The 18,619-nt window shown below is 66.7% G+C and carries 13 protein-coding genes; 9 read left to right on the forward strand and 4 right to left on the reverse strand.

Annotation, left to right across the window (positions count from 1 at the left end):
* Nucleotides 1-4: 4 nt before the first annotated feature.
* Both ACOHX0_RS18470 and amaB read right to left on the reverse strand, forming a co-directional pair.
* Nucleotides 5-1,276 carry an NAD(P)/FAD-dependent oxidoreductase gene (locus tag ACOHX0_RS18470; RefSeq protein WP_420678633.1) on the reverse strand — a complete coding sequence of 424 codons (1,272 nt, stop codon included), beginning with the start codon at nucleotides 1,274-1,276 and terminating at the stop codon, nucleotides 5-7.
* A complete protein-coding gene (amaB, locus tag ACOHX0_RS18475; protein WP_420678634.1) occupies nucleotides 1,266-2,768 on the reverse strand; it encodes an L-piperidine-6-carboxylate dehydrogenase in 1,503 nt (500 codons plus the stop codon). Before amaB ends, ACOHX0_RS18470 begins: the two co-directional genes overlap by 11 nt.
* A gap of 154 nt (nucleotides 2,769-2,922) precedes the next feature.
* Between amaB and ACOHX0_RS18480 the strand changes: the two genes are divergently transcribed.
* The 3 genes from ACOHX0_RS18480 (at nucleotide 2,923) to ACOHX0_RS18490 (ending at nucleotide 6,057) form a co-directional block, all read left to right on the forward strand.
* Entirely contained in the window at nucleotides 2,923-3,819 is an 897-nt protein-coding gene (locus tag ACOHX0_RS18480) for a LysR substrate-binding domain-containing protein (protein ID WP_420678635.1), read from the forward strand.
* A gap of 1 nt (nucleotide 3,820) precedes the next feature.
* Nucleotides 3,821-4,708, forward strand: a complete 888-nt coding sequence (locus ACOHX0_RS18485) for a LysR substrate-binding domain-containing protein (RefSeq protein WP_420678636.1) — start codon at nucleotides 3,821-3,823, stop codon at nucleotides 4,706-4,708.
* Between the two features lie 140 nt (nucleotides 4,709-4,848).
* Nucleotides 4,849-6,057 (forward strand): pyridoxal phosphate-dependent aminotransferase, encoded by a 1,209-nt coding sequence (locus ACOHX0_RS18490; RefSeq protein ID WP_420678638.1) that lies wholly within the window; start codon nucleotides 4,849-4,851, stop codon nucleotides 6,055-6,057.
* Here ACOHX0_RS18490 and ACOHX0_RS18495 read toward each other — a convergent pair.
* Nucleotides 6,054-8,603, reverse strand: coding sequence for an AMP-binding protein (locus ACOHX0_RS18495; RefSeq protein ID WP_420678639.1), 2,550 nt, complete (start codon nucleotides 8,601-8,603; stop codon nucleotides 6,054-6,056). The two genes, ACOHX0_RS18490 and ACOHX0_RS18495, sit on opposite strands and share 4 nt — an antisense overlap.
* 233 nt (nucleotides 8,604-8,836) lie before the next feature.
* Between ACOHX0_RS18495 and ACOHX0_RS18500 the strand changes: the two genes are divergently transcribed.
* The 3 genes from ACOHX0_RS18500 (at nucleotide 8,837) to cueR (ending at nucleotide 12,740) form a co-directional block, all read left to right on the forward strand.
* Complete coding sequence (locus ACOHX0_RS18500; protein ID WP_420678640.1) at nucleotides 8,837-9,682, forward strand: DUF305 domain-containing protein; 846 nt, start codon at nucleotides 8,837-8,839, stop codon at nucleotides 9,680-9,682.
* A gap of 118 nt (nucleotides 9,683-9,800) precedes the next feature.
* On the forward strand, nucleotides 9,801-12,317 hold the full coding sequence (locus ACOHX0_RS18505) for a heavy metal translocating P-type ATPase (protein ID WP_420678641.1): 2,517 nt from the start codon (nucleotides 9,801-9,803) through the stop codon (nucleotides 12,315-12,317).
* A gap of 21 nt (nucleotides 12,318-12,338) precedes the next feature.
* Nucleotides 12,339-12,740 carry a Cu(I)-responsive transcriptional regulator gene (gene cueR, locus ACOHX0_RS18510; RefSeq protein WP_420678642.1) on the forward strand — a complete coding sequence of 134 codons (402 nt, stop codon included), beginning with the start codon at nucleotides 12,339-12,341 and terminating at the stop codon, nucleotides 12,738-12,740.
* Nucleotides 12,741-12,758: 18 nt separating this feature from the next.
* Here cueR and ACOHX0_RS18515 read toward each other — a convergent pair whose 3' ends face one another.
* Nucleotides 12,759-13,676: a LysR family transcriptional regulator gene (locus tag ACOHX0_RS18515; RefSeq protein WP_420678643.1), complete on the reverse strand. Its 918-nt coding sequence runs from the start codon at nucleotides 13,674-13,676 to the stop codon at nucleotides 12,759-12,761.
* 227 nt (nucleotides 13,677-13,903) lie between these two features.
* Here ACOHX0_RS18515 and xdhA point away from each other — a divergent pair, with 227 nt between their 5' ends.
* The 3 genes from xdhA to xdhC are packed head-to-tail and all read left to right on the forward strand — an operon-like array spanning nucleotide 13,904 to nucleotide 18,595.
* Nucleotides 13,904-15,367 carry a xanthine dehydrogenase small subunit gene (gene xdhA / locus ACOHX0_RS18520; protein ID WP_420678645.1) on the forward strand — a complete coding sequence of 488 codons (1,464 nt, stop codon included), beginning with the start codon at nucleotides 13,904-13,906 and terminating at the stop codon, nucleotides 15,365-15,367.
* A 12-nt stretch (nucleotides 15,368-15,379) separates the two neighbouring features.
* Nucleotides 15,380-17,698, forward strand: a complete 2,319-nt coding sequence (gene xdhB, locus ACOHX0_RS18525; RefSeq protein WP_420678646.1) for a xanthine dehydrogenase molybdopterin binding subunit — start codon at nucleotides 15,380-15,382, stop codon at nucleotides 17,696-17,698.
* Nucleotides 17,699-17,701: 3 nt separating this feature from the next.
* A complete protein-coding gene (gene xdhC / locus ACOHX0_RS18530; protein ID WP_420678647.1) occupies nucleotides 17,702-18,595 on the forward strand; it encodes a xanthine dehydrogenase accessory protein XdhC in 894 nt (297 codons plus the stop codon).
* Nucleotides 18,596-18,619: the final 24 nt, after the last annotated feature.

The raw sequence follows: 18,619 nt of genomic DNA on the forward strand, positions 1-18,619 counted from the left end.
GGCCTCAGCGGTTGCTGACCAGATGAGTGAGCGTGGCGCCTGTCTCGTAATAGGCGCTGCGCAGGCAGGCCAGGGGGATGGCGTGGCCGCGCGCGGGCGGAACCGGCAGGCAGGAAGCATCGCCTTCCAGCAGCGCCTGCGCCATCCGGGCGCCGAACAGCGTGCCGGGACCAATGCCGCGGCCCGAGTAGCCGAAACAGGCAAGCCCGCCGTCCAGTTCCAAGATTTTGGGCAGATGCTCCGTGGTCATCGCGATACGGCCGTGCCAATGCTGATGCAGCGGCGTGCCGCGCAAGGCGGGGAACAGCGCGGCCAGCTTGCGCTGCAGCCAGTGGCGGTGCAGCGGGCTGCCGATATGGCCGAGCGAGCCCATCGCGCCGATCACCAGCCGCCCGGCCTGATCGAGCCGCCAGGAGGACATCACCAGCGCGGTATCCCAGCAGCCTTCGCGGCCCGGCAGGATCTCCGCACGCAATGTCTCCGGCAGCGGCGCGGTGGCGGCCTGAAAGTAATGCACCGGGATCACCTGCGGCGCGGCGTAGCCTGATATCTCGCGGGCATAGGCGTTGGTGGCCATGATCAGATACCGGGCGCGGATCTCTCCGCGGGGCGTTGCGACGGTCCAGACGCCGCCGTCGCGGGCAACGCCGATGGCGGGCGATTGCGTGCAGATTTGCGCACCGGCCGCAGCGGCGGCCCGGGCCAGCCCGCGCACATAGGCCAGCGGCTGGATGGTGCCCGCGCGCGGGTCGAACAGGGCGCCATGCACTGCATCCGTGCCGGTCCGCGCCACGGCCTCCTCCCGCCCGAGCAGTGCGACCGGCGCGCCTGTAGCGGCCAGCTGGGCGTGGCGGCGCGTGAGGCCGGCCATGCCCGCGGGCGCATGGGCGCAGTGCAATGTGCCGTTGCGCACCGGCTCGCAGTCGATGATGTGACCTTCAATCCGCGAAAACACCATCTCCGGCGCGCCTGCCAGCAGTGAGGTGAGGCGTTTGCCGGCCTTTGCGCCAAGGGTGGCGTTGATGTCCTCGGGCGGCAGCCACAGCCCGGCGTTCACCAGCCCCACATTGCGCCCGGAGCCGCCGCTGCCGATGTTTTCGGCCTCGGTCAGGCAGACGCTTGCCCCCATCTCAGCCGCCGTGAGCGCCGCCGAACAGCCTGTATAGCCGCCGCCGATCACCACCAGATCGGCCTCCGCCGCCCCCTCCAGCACGGGGAAGGCAGCGGTTTCGCGGCAGGTGTCGTGCCAGAGGCTGGCGGACAGCTCAGATGTCAAACTTGATCCCCTGTGCCAGCGGCAGATCGCGCGAGTAGTTTACGGTGTTGGTCTGCCTGCGCATGTAGCCCTTCCAGGCGTCCGAGCCGCTTTCCCGCCCGCCGCCGGTCTCCTTCTCGCCCCCGAAGGCGCCGCCGATCTCGCCCCCCGAAGGCCCGATATTCACATTGGCGATACCGCAATCCGACCCCGCTGCCGAGAGAAAATATTCCGTCTCCCGCACATCGGTCGAGAAGATGCAGGAGCTGAGGCCCTGCGGCACTTCGTTCTGCATCTCAATGGCTTGGTCCAGATCGCTGTACTTCACGACATAAAGGATCGGGGCGAAGGTTTCCTGATGCATGATGGCAGATTGCGCGGGCATTTCGGCTATCGTGGGCTGCACGTAGGCGGCATTGCCATATTCCTCCACCAGCACCCGGCCGCCGCCATGCACGGTGCCGCCCTCGGCCTTGGCACGCTCCAGCGCACTGGCCATCGCATCCAGCGCCGCGCGGTCGATCAGCGGGCCGACCAGCGTGCCCTCGGCCAGCGGATCGCCGATGGGCAGGCCCTCGTAGGCCTTGATCAGTCGCGGGATCAGCTGGTCATAGACGTCTTCATGCACGATCAGGCGGCGCAAGGACGTGCAGCGCTGCCCGGCGGTGCCGACGGCGGAAAAGACGATAGCACGCAGGGCCATCTCCAGATCGGCCGAAGGCGCCACGATCATCGCATTGTTGCCGCCGAGCTCCAGGATGGTGCGGCCCAGGCGCGCGGACATGGCCGCGGCCACTGCCTTGCCCATCGGCACCGACCCGGTGGCGGAGACGATGGCGACATCGCGCGAGGCGGTCAGCGCCTCGCCCAGATCGCGCTCGCCGATCAGCACTTGGATCAGGCCTTCGGGCGCATCGGCCCCAAATTCCGCCATTGCGCCTTCGCAGATTTTCTGCACGGCCAGCGCGGTGAGCGGGGTCTTCTCCGACGGTTTCCAGATCACCGGATTGCCGCAGACCAGCGCCAGCGCCGCGTTCCAGCACCAGGGCGCGACGGGGAAGTTGAAGGCGGTGATGATGCCGCAGGTGCCCATCGGGTGCCAGCTTTCGCGCATCGCGTGACCCGGCCGTTCCGACGCGATGGTGAGCCCGTAGAGCTGGCGCGACAGGCCAACTGCAAAGTCGCAGATGTCGATCATCTCCTGCACCTCGCCCAGGCCCTCCTGGTAGATCTTGCCGCATTCCAGCGTCACCAGGCGGCCCAGGGCCTCCTTCTCGCGGCGCAGCGCATCGCCGATCAGCCGCACCAGTTCGCCGCGGCGCGGTGCGGGCACCAGCCGCCAAGCGTCGAAGGCGTATTTTGCCCCCGCGATGGCGGCGTCGGCCTCGGCTTTTGTGTGGGGTTTCAGGCGGGCGATTTCGCTTCCGTCGACCGGCGTGGTAACGGCAAACGTGCCGCCGCTGAGCTGGGTTTCAGTCAATCCGGCAGCGGTGAGGATTTCGGCGTGGGACATCTCGGCTTCCTTTAGATAGGGGCGTTCGGGCATGAGGAAAACTTTAGTACGCTCTCGGCGGGTTTCCCCTCCGCGCGGCTTCACTCTAAGCAATTGCACCGGATTGGCTGGATTGCTATTGAAACTAAATCCAGGCCCCATGAGGTAAAGTCATATGATTGCCCCGCGCCGGTTTCTGCCCTCGATCCCTTCGCTGCTGGCGCTGGAGGCAGTGGACCGGCTGGGCAGCGCCTCGGCCGCGGCGGAGGATCTGGCGCTGACGCAAAGCGCCGTCAGCCGCCAGCTCAAGCAGCCGGAGGCGCAGATGGGGGTGGATCTGATTGCCCGTGGCGAGGTGCGGATGCAGCTGACGCCTGCTGGCGCCGGTTTTGCCAGGGAGGCGCGTGTCATCCTGTCGCGGCTGGCGCAGGCCTCGGTCAAACTGCGTGCCAACCCCGATGGCGGCAGCCTGAACCTGTCGATCCTGCCCTCCTTCGGGCTGCACTGGCTGGCGCCGCGGCTGAAGGATTTCGTCGCCGCGCATCCCGGCATCACGGTGAACCTGCAGACACACAACCTGCCCTTCGGCTTTGATGCGGGCACCGCGCAGGCGGCGATCCACTATGGCGGGCGCGACTGGCCGGGGGTCGAGTACCTGCCGCTCATGCCGAAACACGTGCTGCCCGTCTGCGCGCCGGGGCTTATGGCTTCGGCGGCAGAGCGGACGGAGTCGCTGCTGCAATACCCGCTCTTGCATCTGGAAACCCATCCCGACTGCTGGGAGCAATGGTTCGCGCTGCATGGCGTGCAGGCAGAAAAGCTGCGGGGGATGCTGTTTGACCAGTCCTCCGCGATGACCCAGGCGGCGGTGCACGGCCTTGGCCTCGCGCTGCTGCCGGACTTCCTGGCCGGGAACGAGATCGCGCAAGGCAGGCTGGTGCAGGCGATAGAAGGGGAGCCGGTGTCTTTGGGTGAATATTTCCTGGTCTGGCCGCCGGAGCACGCGGGGGATTACCCGCTGATCCAATTCCGCGACTGGCTGCTGGGCCAGATCGCGGCGGAGGCGGGGTGAGATGCGGCTGCCGGGGTTGATGCATCTGCGCTGTTTCGAAAGTGCGGCGCGCCACCAAAGCTTCACCGCCGCGGGCGAGGAGCTGGGACTCACGCAAAGTGCGGTCAGCAAGAAAGTGAAGGAGCTGGAGGCAGAGCTGGGCTTTGGCCTGTTCCAGCGCGCCGGGCGCGGCGTGGTGCTGACGCCGGCGGGGCAGGGGCTGGCGTCGGATCTGGCGCAGGACCTGGCCGGTTTGCGGGCCTCGCTGCAAAAGGCCGCCGCTGCCGGGGCCGGGCGCTCGGCCCTGCGGGTGGCGGTGCTGCCGGCCTTCGCCAATCTGTGGCTGATCCCGCGGCTGCCGGATTTCTTCCGCCGCCATCCGGAGGTGGAGCTGAGCTTCTCGACCCGGCTGGCGCCTTTCGACATCACCCGCGAGGGCTTCGATCTCGCCATTCACTACGGGATGGACAACTGGCCCGGCACCCAGATGACGCCGCTGTTCGGGGAGGAAGCCGTGCCGGTCTGCGCGCCGGAGTTTGCGGTCACCCATAGGTTGGAGGCGGCTGCGGATCTGGCGCGCGCGCCGCTCTTGCATTTGGACAGCCGGGGCGAGGCCTGGGCGGAGTGGTTCGCGCTTGCGGGGCTCAGTGCGGTGCCGCGTTATGACGGGCGCTACTTCGATCAGCATTCGATGGTAATCACCGCCGCCGTTGCCGGGCTGGGCGCGGCGCTGGCGCCCTACGACATGGCGGCGCGCGAAATTGCGGCGGGCGAGCTGATGCAGATTCCCGGCCCGGTGCTTGCCTCGCGCAGCCGTTATTTCCTGGTGCGCCCGCATGGCACACCCGCCGCGGCGGTGCAGAAGTTTGAAAGCTGGCTCAAGAAGCAGCTGCGCCGGCCCGCGGCCTGACGGAGCCGGCCTGGCCCCCGCCATGACGTTATGCCCCCATGACGTTACGGAATGAGTGCCGTCCCATTCCGCTGCTAGTCCGTCCGCCCCGCGCTCTGGCAGGCTGGCTCCGTGACAGCCGCCAGCAGGGAGTGCCGCCCATGTCCGAATTCCGCAAATCCGCCCGCCTGGAGGCCATCGGCGTCTCCGAAATCCTCGCCATCGGCGCCCGAGCTGCGGCGATGCGGCAGGCGGGGGAGGACGTGATCATTCTGGGCGCGGGGGAACCGGATTTCGACACACCGCAGCACATCAAGACAGCAGCCAAGGCGGCGATCGACGCGGGGCAGACGAAATACACGCCCCTCGGCGGCACCAGGGCGCTGAAGCAGGCGATCCAGGAAAAGTTCGCGCGTGACAACGGGCTGCACTACGGGTTGGACGAAATCATCGCCGCCTCCGGTGCCAAGGAGGTGCTGTTTGCGGCCTTCATGGCCAGCCTCGATCCGGGCGATGAGGTGATCGTGCCCATGCCGTGCTGGACCTCTTATGCCGACATCATCAAGGTTGCCGGCGGCGTGCCGGTCCCGGTCCCCTGGGGCGAGAGCGCGGGGTTTCGCCTGACGCCGGGCCAGCTGGAGGCCGCGATTACCCCGCGCACCCGCTGGCTCTTGCTGAATTCCCCTTCGAACCCCAGTGGCGCGGCCTGCAGCGCGCAAGACTGCCACGCGCTGGCAGAGGTGCTGCTTGCCCACCCCGGGGTCTGGGTGATGGCGGACGACATTTACGAGCACATCACCTATGGCGGGTTCGAGTTTGTCACCCCGGCGCAGGCGGAGCCGCGTCTGAAGCCGCGGACGCTGACGGTGAACGGGGTCTCCAAGGCCTATGCGATGACGGGCTGGCGGCTGGGGTATGCGGCGGGGCCGAAGCCCTTGATCGATGCGATGAAGGTGGTGCAGTCGCAATCCACGTCGCATCCCAGCTCGATCGCCCAGGCGGCGGCGGTCGCGGCCCTGAACGGCCCGCAGGAGGTGCTGGCAGAGCGCCGCGCCAGCTTTCAGGCGCGCCGGGATCTGGTGGTGGAAGCGCTCAACGGCATCAACGGCCTGCGCTGCCCGCGCCCCGATGGCGCCTTCTACACTTTCGCCAATTGTGAAGGTGTTCTGGGACAGCGCACACCGGCGGGGCAGGTGCTGGAGAGCGATGCCAATTTCTGCGCCTATCTGCTCGACAGCCACAAGGTCGCGGTGGTGCCCGGGCGGGCCTTTGGCTTGTCACCCTACTTCCGCATCTCCTATGCCGCCTCCGAAGGGGAGCTGAGCGAGGCGCTCACCCGGATTGCGGCGGCAGTCGCGGCGCTTGGCTAGACTTCCGCCGTGGCACCGATCCGGGAGTGGCGGGCGGCCCTGGCCTGCACCAGCTGGCGCTGCAGGGCGGCTGCGGCCAGCCCCAGGGCGATGCCGCCAAAGACCGCAAGCGCGTCGTTCATCGGGCCGCGGCCGTCCAGCCCGGCCAATGGCATCAGCAGCTCGGGCACGAAACGGTGCAGCAGGTAGATCGGGAAAGCCGCCTGCGCCAGCCGCATCACCGGGCGCATCACCAGCCGCGGCAGTGGCAGCCGGGGGATAAACAGCAGCCCGGCAATCAGCGCCAGAAGCCACATGTACTTGATCCAGCCGCCGTACCAGTTGCCGCCCAGATAGGCCGCGCCGGGCATGATCACGCAGGCGGCGCCCAGCACCAGAAGCCTTTGCGTGTTGTGCGTGGCGGCGGTGATGCACCAGCCAAGCGCAAAAAGGTAGAGCACCCACGGCACGGTGAACTGCGCCCGCCCGCCGATATGCCAGAGTTCCGGCGTGATCAGCCGCAGCGCAACGGCAAAGGACAGCAGCATTAGCCCCGACCGGAACGCCCCCTGCCGCACCAGCCAGCGCCGCACCGCGGGCACTGCGAAAGGTGCCGCGACCAGCAGAGTCATCTGCACATAGGCCTCCACGAACCAGTAGAGATAGGGCAGCATCAGGTGGGTCTCGGGCAGGGTGAAGGCGAAATTCCCGGTTAGAAAGACCGAGGCCCAGGGTACCTGCTGCCAAGCCAGCGCGTAGGCCGCGACGATCAGGTAATACGGCAGCAGAACAGCTGCCACCGGTTTCAGGAAGCCAGCCAAATCGCCGGATTTCAGAGCTTCCCAGCGGTAGCCCGCAACGCTCATCCCCATTAGGATGACCATCGCGGCCGCGCCGCCGTAAACCGGCCAGTGGGTCTGATGCGCGGTCACCACGGCGAGGATCGCGATCACCCGCGCCACCAGGTCAAAGGGCAGAGAAGGGGCCTTCGCGGGGGCGGCGCGCTCCAGTTCGGCCACGGTCATATCTTCCCAGCCCGCAGGCGCGCCGCCGAGGCGTTCGTCCAGCGCCAGCGACAGCTCCACATGGCGCAGCGAGTCGCCACCCAGCGCGGCGAAACTGTCATTGCGGCCAACGGTTTGCGGGGCAAAAGCGGCCTGGAACGCGGAGAGCACGTCCTTCGCGCGCCGGGCCGGAGCCGCCTGTGCCTTCAGCGCGGGGTAGTCCACCTTGCCATTGGCGCGCCGCGGCAGGGTCTTGCGAAAAATCACGGAAAAGTGCTGAGCGCCGATTCCGGTGAGCGCGGCGGCGCGGGCGGCGATGGCCTCCGGCGCTTGGTCCCGGGTGCCGGCGATTGCAATGAACAGGCCCTTGTCGTCCCCCCAGACCGCGGCCTCCAGGTTTTCGGCAGCCAGCGCGCGCTCCACTGCGTCGTGGCCGATGCGCAGGCCTGCAATCTTGGACATGCGGGAGAGCCGCCCGGTGATGTGGTAGAGCCCGCCGGCATCGCGCCGGGCGAGATCGCCGGTGGCCAGCTCCTCCAATTCGGGGCCGCGGGTCAGGTCGGCGGCGGTTTCGGCATAGCCCATCATCACGTTCGGGCCGCGGTAGACCAGTTCGCCCTCGCCCTCGGCCGCGGTAACTTCGCAGCCTGCTGCATCGCGCAGCAAAAGGCGGCCGCCGGGCACCGCGCGGCCCGCGGCACCGGCCGCGGTGATTGCCAGTTCCGGTGGCAGGTAGCTGATGCGGGCGGTGGCCTCGGTCTGCCCGTACATCACGAAGAAGCGGCCGCCGCGGTTCTGCATCCGGGCGGCCCAGGCGCGCACCTGTTCCGGCGCCATTGCGCCGCCTGCGACGGTCAGCGTGTTCAGCTGTTCCGGCAGGGCGCCGGCCAGGTCCGTGCTCTCCAGCAGCTTGAAGTGATGCGGCACTCCGGCGAAGCTGGTAGCGCCCGAAGCCTCAAGTGCCGCCGCAAAGCCCGGCTCCAGCACCGAGCCGGGGGCGAGCCACAGGCTTGCGCCGCTGGCCAGATGCGAATGCAGCACCGACAGCCCGTAGGAGTAATGCAGCGGCAGGATTAGCGCCGCCCTGTCCTCTGGAGTGAGGCCGAGGTATTGCGCGATGGCGCGGGCGTTGGCTGCGGCTGCCGCGGCAGACAGGCGCACGCCGCGGCCGTGGCCGGTGCTGCCCGAGGTTTGCAGCAGCAGTGCCAGGTCCGGGTGCAGCCTGGCTGCCTCATGCGCGTGGGCCTGCAACTGCCAGCGCCCGGCTTCGCGCTGGAAGCTGACGGCGGGGCGGAAGCGTTCGGCCAGGCGGGCGGCGGTTTCTGCATCGGCCGCGGGCAGCGGCATCACCGCATGGCCCGCCGCCAGCGCGCCGAGATAGGCGATGATCGCCTGAGGATCGGCCGCGGCCTCCACCGCGATCAGCCCGCGGTTCCGCGGCAGCTGGCGGGCGAACTGGCCCGCGGCCTCGGCCAGGCCGGCATAGGTCAGGATCTCGCCGTGGGCGGTGATCAGGCAGGGACGGGCGCCAAACGCGCGCAATGCGGCAAGGTCGAAAAACATCGGCAACTCCTTCGAGCCCGCCGCGTAAAATTGTTTACTTCTTTTGTCAATTATATTCCGGGCTTTGATCGGCGCCTCACGCCGCCGCGGCGGCAACGGTTGTGGCGAGGCAACTGACAGAAGCCTGCACCTGCCCGGTCTTGCGCCGGCCGTGGCCTCCGCACCAGCAAGTCCGGAACCCTCCAGCACAGGAAGGGCGTTGGGACAGAGAACGATATTGCAAGGAGGCTCTTATGAGTTATGCCCGTTTTGCCGCGATGATCGTGACTTCAGTCATCGTCATGTTCATCCTCATGTATTTGAACACCTACGCGTGGGAGCACCTCTTCTTCAGCGAAACCCGGGCCTATATGGCGGTGCTGATGGGTGCCGCGATGGCTTTCGTTATGCTGGGTTACATGGCGGCGATGTATTCCAGCCGCGCCATCAACATCGCCATTTTCGCAGGCAGCGCCGTGGTCTTTGCGGTTTCGCTATGGCTGGTGCGCAGTCAGGCCACAGTGGGCGGTGAAAGTTACATGCGGGCGATGATTCCGCATCATTCGATCGCCGTGATGACATCGGAACGGGCCGGAATCCGCGATGCCCGCGTGAAGAAGATGGCGGATGGCATCATCGCCGCGCAGCAAAAGGAAATCGCCGAAATGCGCGCACTGATTGCCGATCTCGAGGCCGGCAATGTAGTGACCAGCATATACGAGGACCAGGCGCCGCGTCCGGGTACCGTGGCCGACGCGCTGGCAAACACCTTGCTGGCGGATCTCGACCCTGTTCCTCTGACGGAAAGCGAGGCGCGCCAAGTGCTGCCGGACGACGCGTTCTGCACCTTCCGCCGCACCGCGGCCGCCGAGCCGATCCTCTGGGCAACCGAGAGCGGCACGACCGCAGCCGCAAAGCTCAATGGCGTGATCCTGACGCTGGAGCCTGGCGGCCAGCAGGGCGCGTTCGCCGCCGATGGGATGAGCCTGACGGTAAAGCTGCTCGAGGATCCCGACTGGCGCGCTGACAGCGAGCTGACCTTCGTGCTGGAACCCGGCCCCACCGCCAGCTACCGCGGTTTCTGGAGCTGCGACGGCTGAAACGAGGCCAGGTTAGGCGGAGGATGGTCATGTTTTTTCGGGGGAGGGGTTGAAGCCCGTTGACCTTCCAGTCACTGGAAGCCCTATATCCGACTCAGGTTCAGACAAGGGTGATGTCATGGCAGAAAATGGGTCCCTCCGGTTTCAGGTCGAGGGAATGAGCTGCGCCTCATGTGCGGGCCGCGTGGAGCGGGCGCTCAAGGCTGTGCCACAGGTGCGCGAAGCGGCGGTCAACCTGGCGGGTGAGACCGTGCAGGTAAGCCACGATGGCGCGGCTTCGGCGGCACAGCTGGCCGCTGTACTGGCAGAGGCCGGATACCCGGTGGCGGATGCCAGCGTGAAGCTGGAGATCCGCAACATGAGCTGCGCTTCATGCGTCGGCCGGGTAGAGCGCGCACTGGCGGCGGGCGCCGGGGTCCTGGAAGCTTCAGTGAACCTCGCCGATGAGAGCGCCACCGTGCGCTACGCTGCGGGCCTCACCACGCCGCAGCAGATCGCTGCGCTCGCGACCGGGGCGGGCTATCCGGCTGAGGTCAGGTCGGAAACGGCAGCCCCGGGGGCCGCGGCGGACCGCAAGGCGGAGGAGACGCGCCAGCTGGCCCGGCGCACGCTGCTTGCGGCGGTTCTGGCGCTGCCGGTCTTCGTTCTGGAAATGGGCAGCCACGTGATCCCCGGCATGCATATGTTGGTGGCGCAGACCATCGGCACGCAGACGAGCCATATCCTGCAGTTTCTGCTGACCTCGCTGGTCCTGTTCGGCCCCGGCCTGCAATTCTACACCCGCGGCTTTCCCGCGCTCCTGAAGGGCGCGCCGGACATGAACTCGCTGGTGGCGCTTGGCACCTCGGCGGCCTATGGCTTCTCGCTGGTTTCGACCTTCGCGCCGGGGGTGCTGCCGGCGGGCACTGCCAATGTCTATTTCGAGGCGGCGGCCGTGATCGTCGTGCTAATCCTGCTGGGCCGGATGCTGGAGGCCGGCGCCAAGGGCCGCACTGGTGCCGCGATCCGCAAGCTGGCTGGCTTGCGCGCCAAGACGGCCCGGGTGGAGCGTGACGGCAAGACCCAGGACCTGCCGGTGGATGAGATCGTCGCTGGCGACATCATCCACGTCCGCCCGGGCGAGAAGATCGCCACCGACGGCGTGGTGCTGAGCGGCGCCTCCTATGTCGATGAAAGCATGATCACTGGCGAGCCGGTGCCGGTGCAGAAAGGCGAAGGGGCGCCGGTGGTGGGCGCGACCGTCAATGGCACCGGCGCGCTCACCGTGCGGGCCGAAAAGGTGGGCAGCGACACCATGCTCGCGCAGATCATCCGCATGGTCGAAGAGGCGCAGGGCGCCAAGCTGCCGATTCAGTCTCTGGTCGACCGGGTGACCGCCTGGTTCGTGCCCGCGGTGATGGCGGTTGCGGCGCTGACCGTGCTGCTCTGGCTGGTGTTCGGACCGGAGCCTGCGCTGAGTCTTGCGCTGGTCGCCGGGGTGGCGGTGCTTATCATCGCCTGCCCCTGCGCGATGGGGCTGGCAACACCGACCTCGATCATGGTGGGCACTGGCCGCGCGGCGCAGATGGGCGTGCTGTTCCGCAAGGGCGACGCGCTGCAGCAGCTGCAGGAAAGCACTGTGGTCGCCTTTGACAAGACCGGCACGCTGACCGCGGGCAAGCCTGCGCTCACCGATCTGATTACCGCGCCGGACCATGCCGAGGAGAATGTGCTGCGGCTGGTGGCAGCGGTGGAAAGCCGCTCGGAGCACCCTATCGCCCGCGCCATCGTGGAGGCCGCCGCAGACCGCGGGCTTGAGCTGCCAGCTGTGGAGGATTTCGATTCAATCACCGGCTACGGGGTCCGTGCCACTGTGGAAGGCAAGACGATGCTGATCGGTGCCGACCGGTTGATGGTGCGCGAAGGCGTGGAGCTTGGCGCGCTGGCAGAGCAGGGTGCCGGCTTGGCCGAACAGGGGCTGACACCGCTCTATGCCGCGATTGATGGCGCCATTGCCGCGGTCATCGCCGTCGCCGACCCGGTCAAACCCGCGACGCCTCATGCGATCAAGGCTCTGCACGGTCTGGGGCTGAAGGTCGCGATGATCACCGGCGACAACGCCGCTACCGCCCGCGCCATCGCGGACAAGCTGGACATCGATCACGTGGTGGCCGAGGTGCTGCCCGAGGGCAAGGTCGCCGCGCTGGAGGAACTTCGTGCAGGCGGCGGCAAGCTGGCCTTTGTCGGGGACGGCATCAATGACGCGCCGGCACTGGCAGCGGCGGACGTGGGCATTGCCATTGGCACTGGCACCGATGTGGCGATCGAGACCGCCGATGTGGTGCTGATGTCGGGCGAGCTGAGCGGCGTCGTCAACGCCATCCGCGTCAGCCAGCGCAGCATGCGCAATATCCGGGAGAACCTGTTTTGGGCCTTCGGCTACAATGTGCTGCTGATCCCGGTGGCTGCTGGCGCGCTGTACCCCTTTGGCGGGCCGCTGCTGTCGCCGGTGCTGGCGGCCGGCGCGATGGCGCTGTCCAGCGTCTTCGTGCTGAGCAACGCACTGCGGCTGCGCTGGATCCGCCCCGCGCTGGCGCGCCCCGGCACCGAAGGGGCCAGCGAGGCCGCGGGCCTGCGCACGGCACCCGCGCAATAAGCGGCAGGAAAGGAGAAAGCGATGAATATCGGTGACGTGTCCAAACACTCCGGCCTGCCGGCCAAAACCATCCGCTATTACGAGGATATCGGCTTCATACAACCCCGCCGCGGCGCCAACGGCTACCGCGCCTTCGACGAGAAGGAGCTGCACCGGCTTCTCTTCATCGGCCGGGCGCGCTCGCTGGGCTTCACCATCGAAGACTGCCGACACCTGCTGGCGCTTTATGACGACAAGACGCGCGCCAGTGCGGATGTGAAGCGGGTGGCGGAGCAAACGCTGGAGGAGATCGACGCCAAGATCGCAGGGCTCAAAGAAATGCGCGCGACGCTGGCCTCCCTGGTGCAGAAATGCGCAGGCGACGAGCGGCCGGATTGCCCCATCCTGGAGAAACTGACCGTGCCGCCGCGCTCTGGCAACTGACCGGGGGGCGGGCGGCTTTCAGCCGCCCGCCTCGCCGCGCCGGAAGGCCGCCAGCCCGTGTTTTACCGCATAGTCGACGAACAACCGGATTTTCGGATCCTGCAGCTTGCGGTGCGGGTAAAGACAGCCGAAGGTCGTGGCCACCGGCGGCGTCTGCGGCAGCACCTCGGTCAGGCGGCCGTCCCTCAGATGCGCGGCAACATCGAAGCGCGGCTTGTTGACGATGCCGCGCCCGTCCAGCGCCCAGGCGGTCAGCACGTCGCTGTCGTCGGCATCGTATTTGCCTGAGACCTCGAACTTGCGCGGGCCTTCGGGGGTTTCCAGCATCCAGTAATATTCCGGCGAGCGCGGATAGCGCAGCAGCAGGCAATTGTGGCGGCCGATCAGATCCTCAGGCAACTGCGGTGTGCCGAAGCGCTCCAGATAGGAGGGCGCGGCGCAGAGGACGCGGGCGCAATCGGCGATCTTGCGCATTTTCAGGTTGGAATCATGCGGCACCCCGATGAAGAAAGCGACGTCCAGCCCGTCGGCCAGGATATCCACCTTGCGGTCGGACATGCGCATGCGGATCTCAGTCGCCGGGTAGTCCTCGACAAAGCCGGGCACCAAAGGTGCGATAATGCGGCGGCCGACGCCGAGGGGCGCGGTAACGCGGATCACCCCGCGCGGCGCTTCCGAGAAATGCGCCACCACCGATTCGGCGTCCTCAATCGATTCGAGCACCTTCTTGGCCTCGGCATAGAACAGTTTTCCCACCTCGGTTGGCGTCAGCGAGCGGGTGGTGCGGTTGAACAGCCGCACGCCAAGGTGTTTTTCCAGCTCCTTGATGCGCTTGCTGGCCACCGCCGGCGTCAGCCGCAAGTCGCGCCCGCCCGAGGTGATGCTGCCCAGTTCGACAACCCGGGTGAAGACCCTGAGCGATTCCAGATATGACATGGTTAACGGTCCTTTAGCTGCCCGGCAGAGGCGCGCCGGAGGCCCGGGCGCGAGGGATATTCAGGCGAGTCTGACCCTGGCTGGCGCCGGTTGGGCACTCTCTAGCTTATCCATTTTCAACACGGTGTTGAAAGCCTTTCGCGATTGGGCCCGTTAACCGTGGCAGTCGGACAGGGTAAAAATGACATAAGCGGGCTCAAGCGGCCCACAGACATTCGGGAGGCCAGATGGCACATCAAACCGACATCCGCTTTCTTCTGAACGGCAAGGACATCGTGCTGGGGGACGTGAAGGCAACAACCACTTTGCTGGATTTCCTGCGGCTGGAGCAACGCCTGACCGGCACCAAGGAAGGCTGTGCCGAGGGCGACTGCGGCGCCTGCACCGTGCTGGTGGGACGGCTTCAGGGCGGCCAGCTGCGCTATGAGGCGGTGAATGCCTGCATCCGTTTTCTGGCGTCGCTCAACGGCTGCCATGTGGTGACAGTTGAGCATCTGTCCGGCCCGAACGGGCGGCTGCATCCGGTGCAGCAGGCGATGGTGGAATATCACGGCAGCCAGTGCGGTTTCTGCACCCCGGGTTTCGTGATGTCGCTCTATGCGCTGTGGATGGAAAACCCGCAGCCGACAGAGACTGAAGTTGAAACCGCCGTGCAGGGCAACCTCTGCCGCTGCACCGGTTATGAACCGATCGTGCGGGCTGCGCTGGCGGTGAACCGGTACGGCACCCCGGCCAATGACTATCTGACCACCGAGCGCGAGAGCCTGACCGCCAAGCTGCAGGCGATCCGGCCGGAAACCCGCGTTGTGACCGGCCCCGAGGACGACCGCGCAATCCTGCCGCTGGACGCGGCGGATCTGGCGCAGGTCCTGGCAGAGAACCCCAAGGCGACCATCGTCGCGGGCGCCACCGATGTCGGCCTGTGGGTTACCAAATTCATGAAGCCGATCTCTCCGGTGGTGTTTGTTGCCCACCTGGAGGAGCTGAAGGCGGTTGAGCTGACCGATGAGGCGCTGACCATCGGTGCCGGCGTCACCTATACCGAAAGCGAAGAAGCGATCCGCGATGCTTTCCCGCATCTGAGCGCCTACTGGGACCGCATCGCCGGCTGGCAGGTGCGCAACATGGGCACCATCGGCGGCAATATCGCCAACGGCTCGCCCATTGGGGACACCCCGCCGGTGCTGATTTCGCTGGGCGCCGAGGTGACGCTGCAGAAGAAGGGCGGTTCGCGCATCCTGCCGCTGGAAGATTTCTTTATCGACTACGGCAAGCAGGACCGCGAGCCCGGTGACTTTGTTGCCTCGATCCGCATCCCGCTGCGCCGGGACGGGCAGATTGATGCCGCCTACAAGATTTCCAAGCGCCGGGATGAGGATATCTCCTCGGTTGCGGCCGGGGTCAGCGTGGAAGTGGCAGATGGTGTGATCACCGCGGCCCGCATCGCATTCGGCGGCATGGCGGCAACGCCCAAGCGCGCCGCCGGTGCCGAGGCCGCGCTGGTGGGCCAGCCCTGGGGCGAGGCCGCGTTTGACGCGGCAGCGGAAGCGGTGAAGCAGGACTTCACCCCCTTGAGCGACTGGCGCGCCTCTGCGGAGTACCGCGCGCTGACGGCCAGCAACCTGCTGCGCCGGTTCTATCTGGAACATGATGCGGGAACCGCCGGTGCCGTCCGGCTGGCCGTCGCCTGAGGAGGATTTGAGATGAAAGACCATCAGACCATCAGCGGCGCCGTGCACCATGACCGCCAGCACGACAGCGCCATCAAGCATGTGACGGGCCGCGCCGAATACACCGACGACATCGCCGAACCCTATGGCACGCTGCACGCCTACCTCGGTGTGTCCACCGTGGCGCATGCCAATATCAAGGGCATCGACCTTAGTGCCGTGCGTGCCGCCCCCGGCGTGGTGGATGTTCTGACTGCCGAAGATGTGCCCGGCGTCAACGACATCAGCCCCACCGGCAAGCATGACGAGCCTGTGTTCCCGACCGGGAAGGTCGAGTTCCACGGCCAGCCGATGTTTGCGGTGATTGCCGAAACCCGCGATGCCGCCCGCCGCGCCGCCGAGCTGGCGCAGGTGGAGTATGAGGTGCTGCCGCACGCGCTGGACCCGGTTCAGGCGCAGAAAGCGGGCTACCCAATGATCACGGACCCGCTGAAGCTGGAGCGCGGCGATGTGGAGGCGGGCCGCAAGGGAGTTGCCCACCGCATCCAGGCGCAGATGACCGTCGGCGGCCAGGACCACATGTATCTGGAAGGGCACATCGCCTTTGCCATTCCGGGCGAGGACGAGGACGTGACCGTGCATTGCTCCACCCAGCACCCGAGCGAGGCGCAGCATATGGTGGCGCATGTTCTGGGCGTTGCGAACAACGCCGTCACCGTCAACGTCCGCCGGATGGGCGGCGGCTTTGGCGGCAAGGAAAGCCAGATGAACCTGTTCTGCGCGGTGGCTGCAATTGCCGCGAAGAAACATAACCGCCCGGTCAAGATCCGCCCGGACCGCGATCAGGACATGACCGCCACCGGCAAGCGCCATGACTTCGTGATCGACTATGACGTGGCCTTTGACGACGCGGGCCGCATTCAGGCGGTCGAGGGCGGCTTTGCCGCGCGCTGCGGCTATTCCTCGGACCTGTCGGGGCCGGTCACCGACCGGGCGCTGTTCCATGCGGATAACGCCTATTTCTACCCGAACGTGCTGCTGAAAAGCCGTCCGATGAAGACCAACACCGTCTCCAACACCGCCTTCCGCGGCTTTGGCGGCCCGCAGGGTGTGGTCGCGGCGGAGCGGATGATCGAAGAGATCGCCTATGCCCTCGGCAAGGACCCGCTGGATGTGCGCAAGGCCAACTTCTACGGCGAAGAGGGCCGCGACCTGACGCCTTACCATCAGAAGGTGGAGGACAATATCCTCGACCGGCTGATCGGGGAGCTGGAGGAAAACGCCGAGTACCGCAAGCGCCGCGAGGAGATCATCGCCTTCAACAAGGAGTCGAAGATCATCAAGAAGGGCATTGCCCTGACGCCGGTGAAATTCGGCATCTCCTTCACCGCGACCTGGTACAATCAGGCGGGTTCGCTGATCCATGTCTATAATGACGGCTCGATCCACCTGAACCACGGCGGCACCGAGATGGGGCAGGGCCTCAACACCAAGGTGGCGCAAGTTGTGGCCGATGCCTTCCAGGTGGATTTCGAGCGCATCAAGATCACCAAGACCACCACCGAGAAGGTGCCGAACACCTCCGCCACCGCGGCGTCGTCCGGCTCGGACCTCAACGGCATGGCGGCGCTGGATGCGGCGGAGCAGATCATTGCGCGGCTGAAGAAATTTGCCGCTGAGAAGTGGGAAGTCGCTGAAGAAAATGTCGAGTTCCTGCCCAACCGCGTGCGGGTTGGCGGCGAGGTCATCCCCTTTGATACGCTGGTGAAAGCGGCCTATATGGCCCGGGTTCACCTGTCGGCGGCGGGTTTCTACAAGACGCCGGAAATCCACTGGGACCGCGCGGCCGGCAAGGGGCAGCCCTTCTTCTACTACGCTTATGGCGCGTCCTGCTCGGAAGTGTCAGTGGACACGCTCACCGGTGAATACCGGGTGGAGCGCACCGACATACTGCATGACGTGGGCCGCTCGCTGAACCCGGTCCTGGACAAGGGCCAGGTTGAGGGCGCCTTCATCCAGGGCATGGGCTGGCTGACCACCGAGGAACTGTGGTGGGATGACGAAGGCCGGCTGCGCACCCATGCGCCGTCGACCTACAAGATCCCGCTCGCGTCCGACCGGCCGCGCATCTTCAACACGCAGCTGGCTGAATGGTCGGTGAACAAGAAACGCACGATCAAACGGTCCAAGGCCGTGGGCGAGCCGCCGTTCATGCTGGGCATCTCGGTGTTTGAGGCGCTGTCGATGGCGGTTGCCAGCACCGCGGATTACAAGGTCTGCCCGCGTCTGGATGCGCCGGCCACGCCGGAGCGCGTGCTGCTGGCGATCGAGACCCTCAAAGGGCAGGGCTGAACCATGGCCCGCCGCCTCTCCCTCCAGGACTTTCTGGTCGGCCACAGCCGTGTGGTGCAGGTCCGGCTCACCCGTGTGCGGGGTTCTTCCCCGCGCGAAGCCGGCACCTGCATGTTTGTGGCGGCGGAAGGTCTGTGGGGAACCATTGGCGGCGGCCAGCTGGAATATATCGCCATCGACCACGCACGGCGGATGCTGGTGCAGGACGTGATCAGCGACACGCTGGACGTGCCGCTGGGGCCGGAGATCGGCCAGTGCTGCGGCGGCCGGGTGGAAATGACGCTGGCGCAGATGCGCCAGGCCGACCGCGACGATGCCCTGGCCCGGCAGCAGGCCGAGGACCAGGCGCTGCCGCATGTCTATGTGATGGGCGCGGGCCATGTGGGCCGGGCGCTGGCGGATCTCTTCCAGCATATGCCGGTGCGCTGCATCCTGATCGACCAGCGCGCCGAAGAGCTGGCCTTGTGCCAGGCGGACGTTGATATCCGCCAAAGCGCTATCCCCGAGATCGATATCGCCGCCGCACCTGCGGGCAGCGCTTTTGTCGTTCTCACCCATGATCATGCGCTCGACTTCCTGCTTGCTTCCGCTGCCTTGCAGCGCGGTGATGCGGGCTATGCCGGGCTGATCGGATCGGCCACCAAGCGGGAAAAATTCCGCCGCTGGTGCCGGGATCATTGCGACGGTCTGGCGACGGACCGTCTGATATGCCCCATCGGGGCTAGCGGCAGCCGCGACAAGCGGCCCAGCGTCATCGCGGCCTTCGTGGCTGCGGAAGTGATGGCTGAATTGACCTCTGAAACTGCCGCAACCGCCTCCCAAGGAGGCAACGACCTGCCCGGCGAGGGCAATCAACCGGATGCGGAGGGAGAGCTGGCGGAGCAATCCGGCCGGTAAGACCGCATCCTCACAGAGGAGGAG

This window comes from Cribrihabitans pelagius, from assembly GCF_048820915.1.
GTDB classification, from domain to species: domain Bacteria; phylum Pseudomonadota; class Alphaproteobacteria; order Rhodobacterales; family Rhodobacteraceae; genus Cribrihabitans_A; species Cribrihabitans_A pelagius.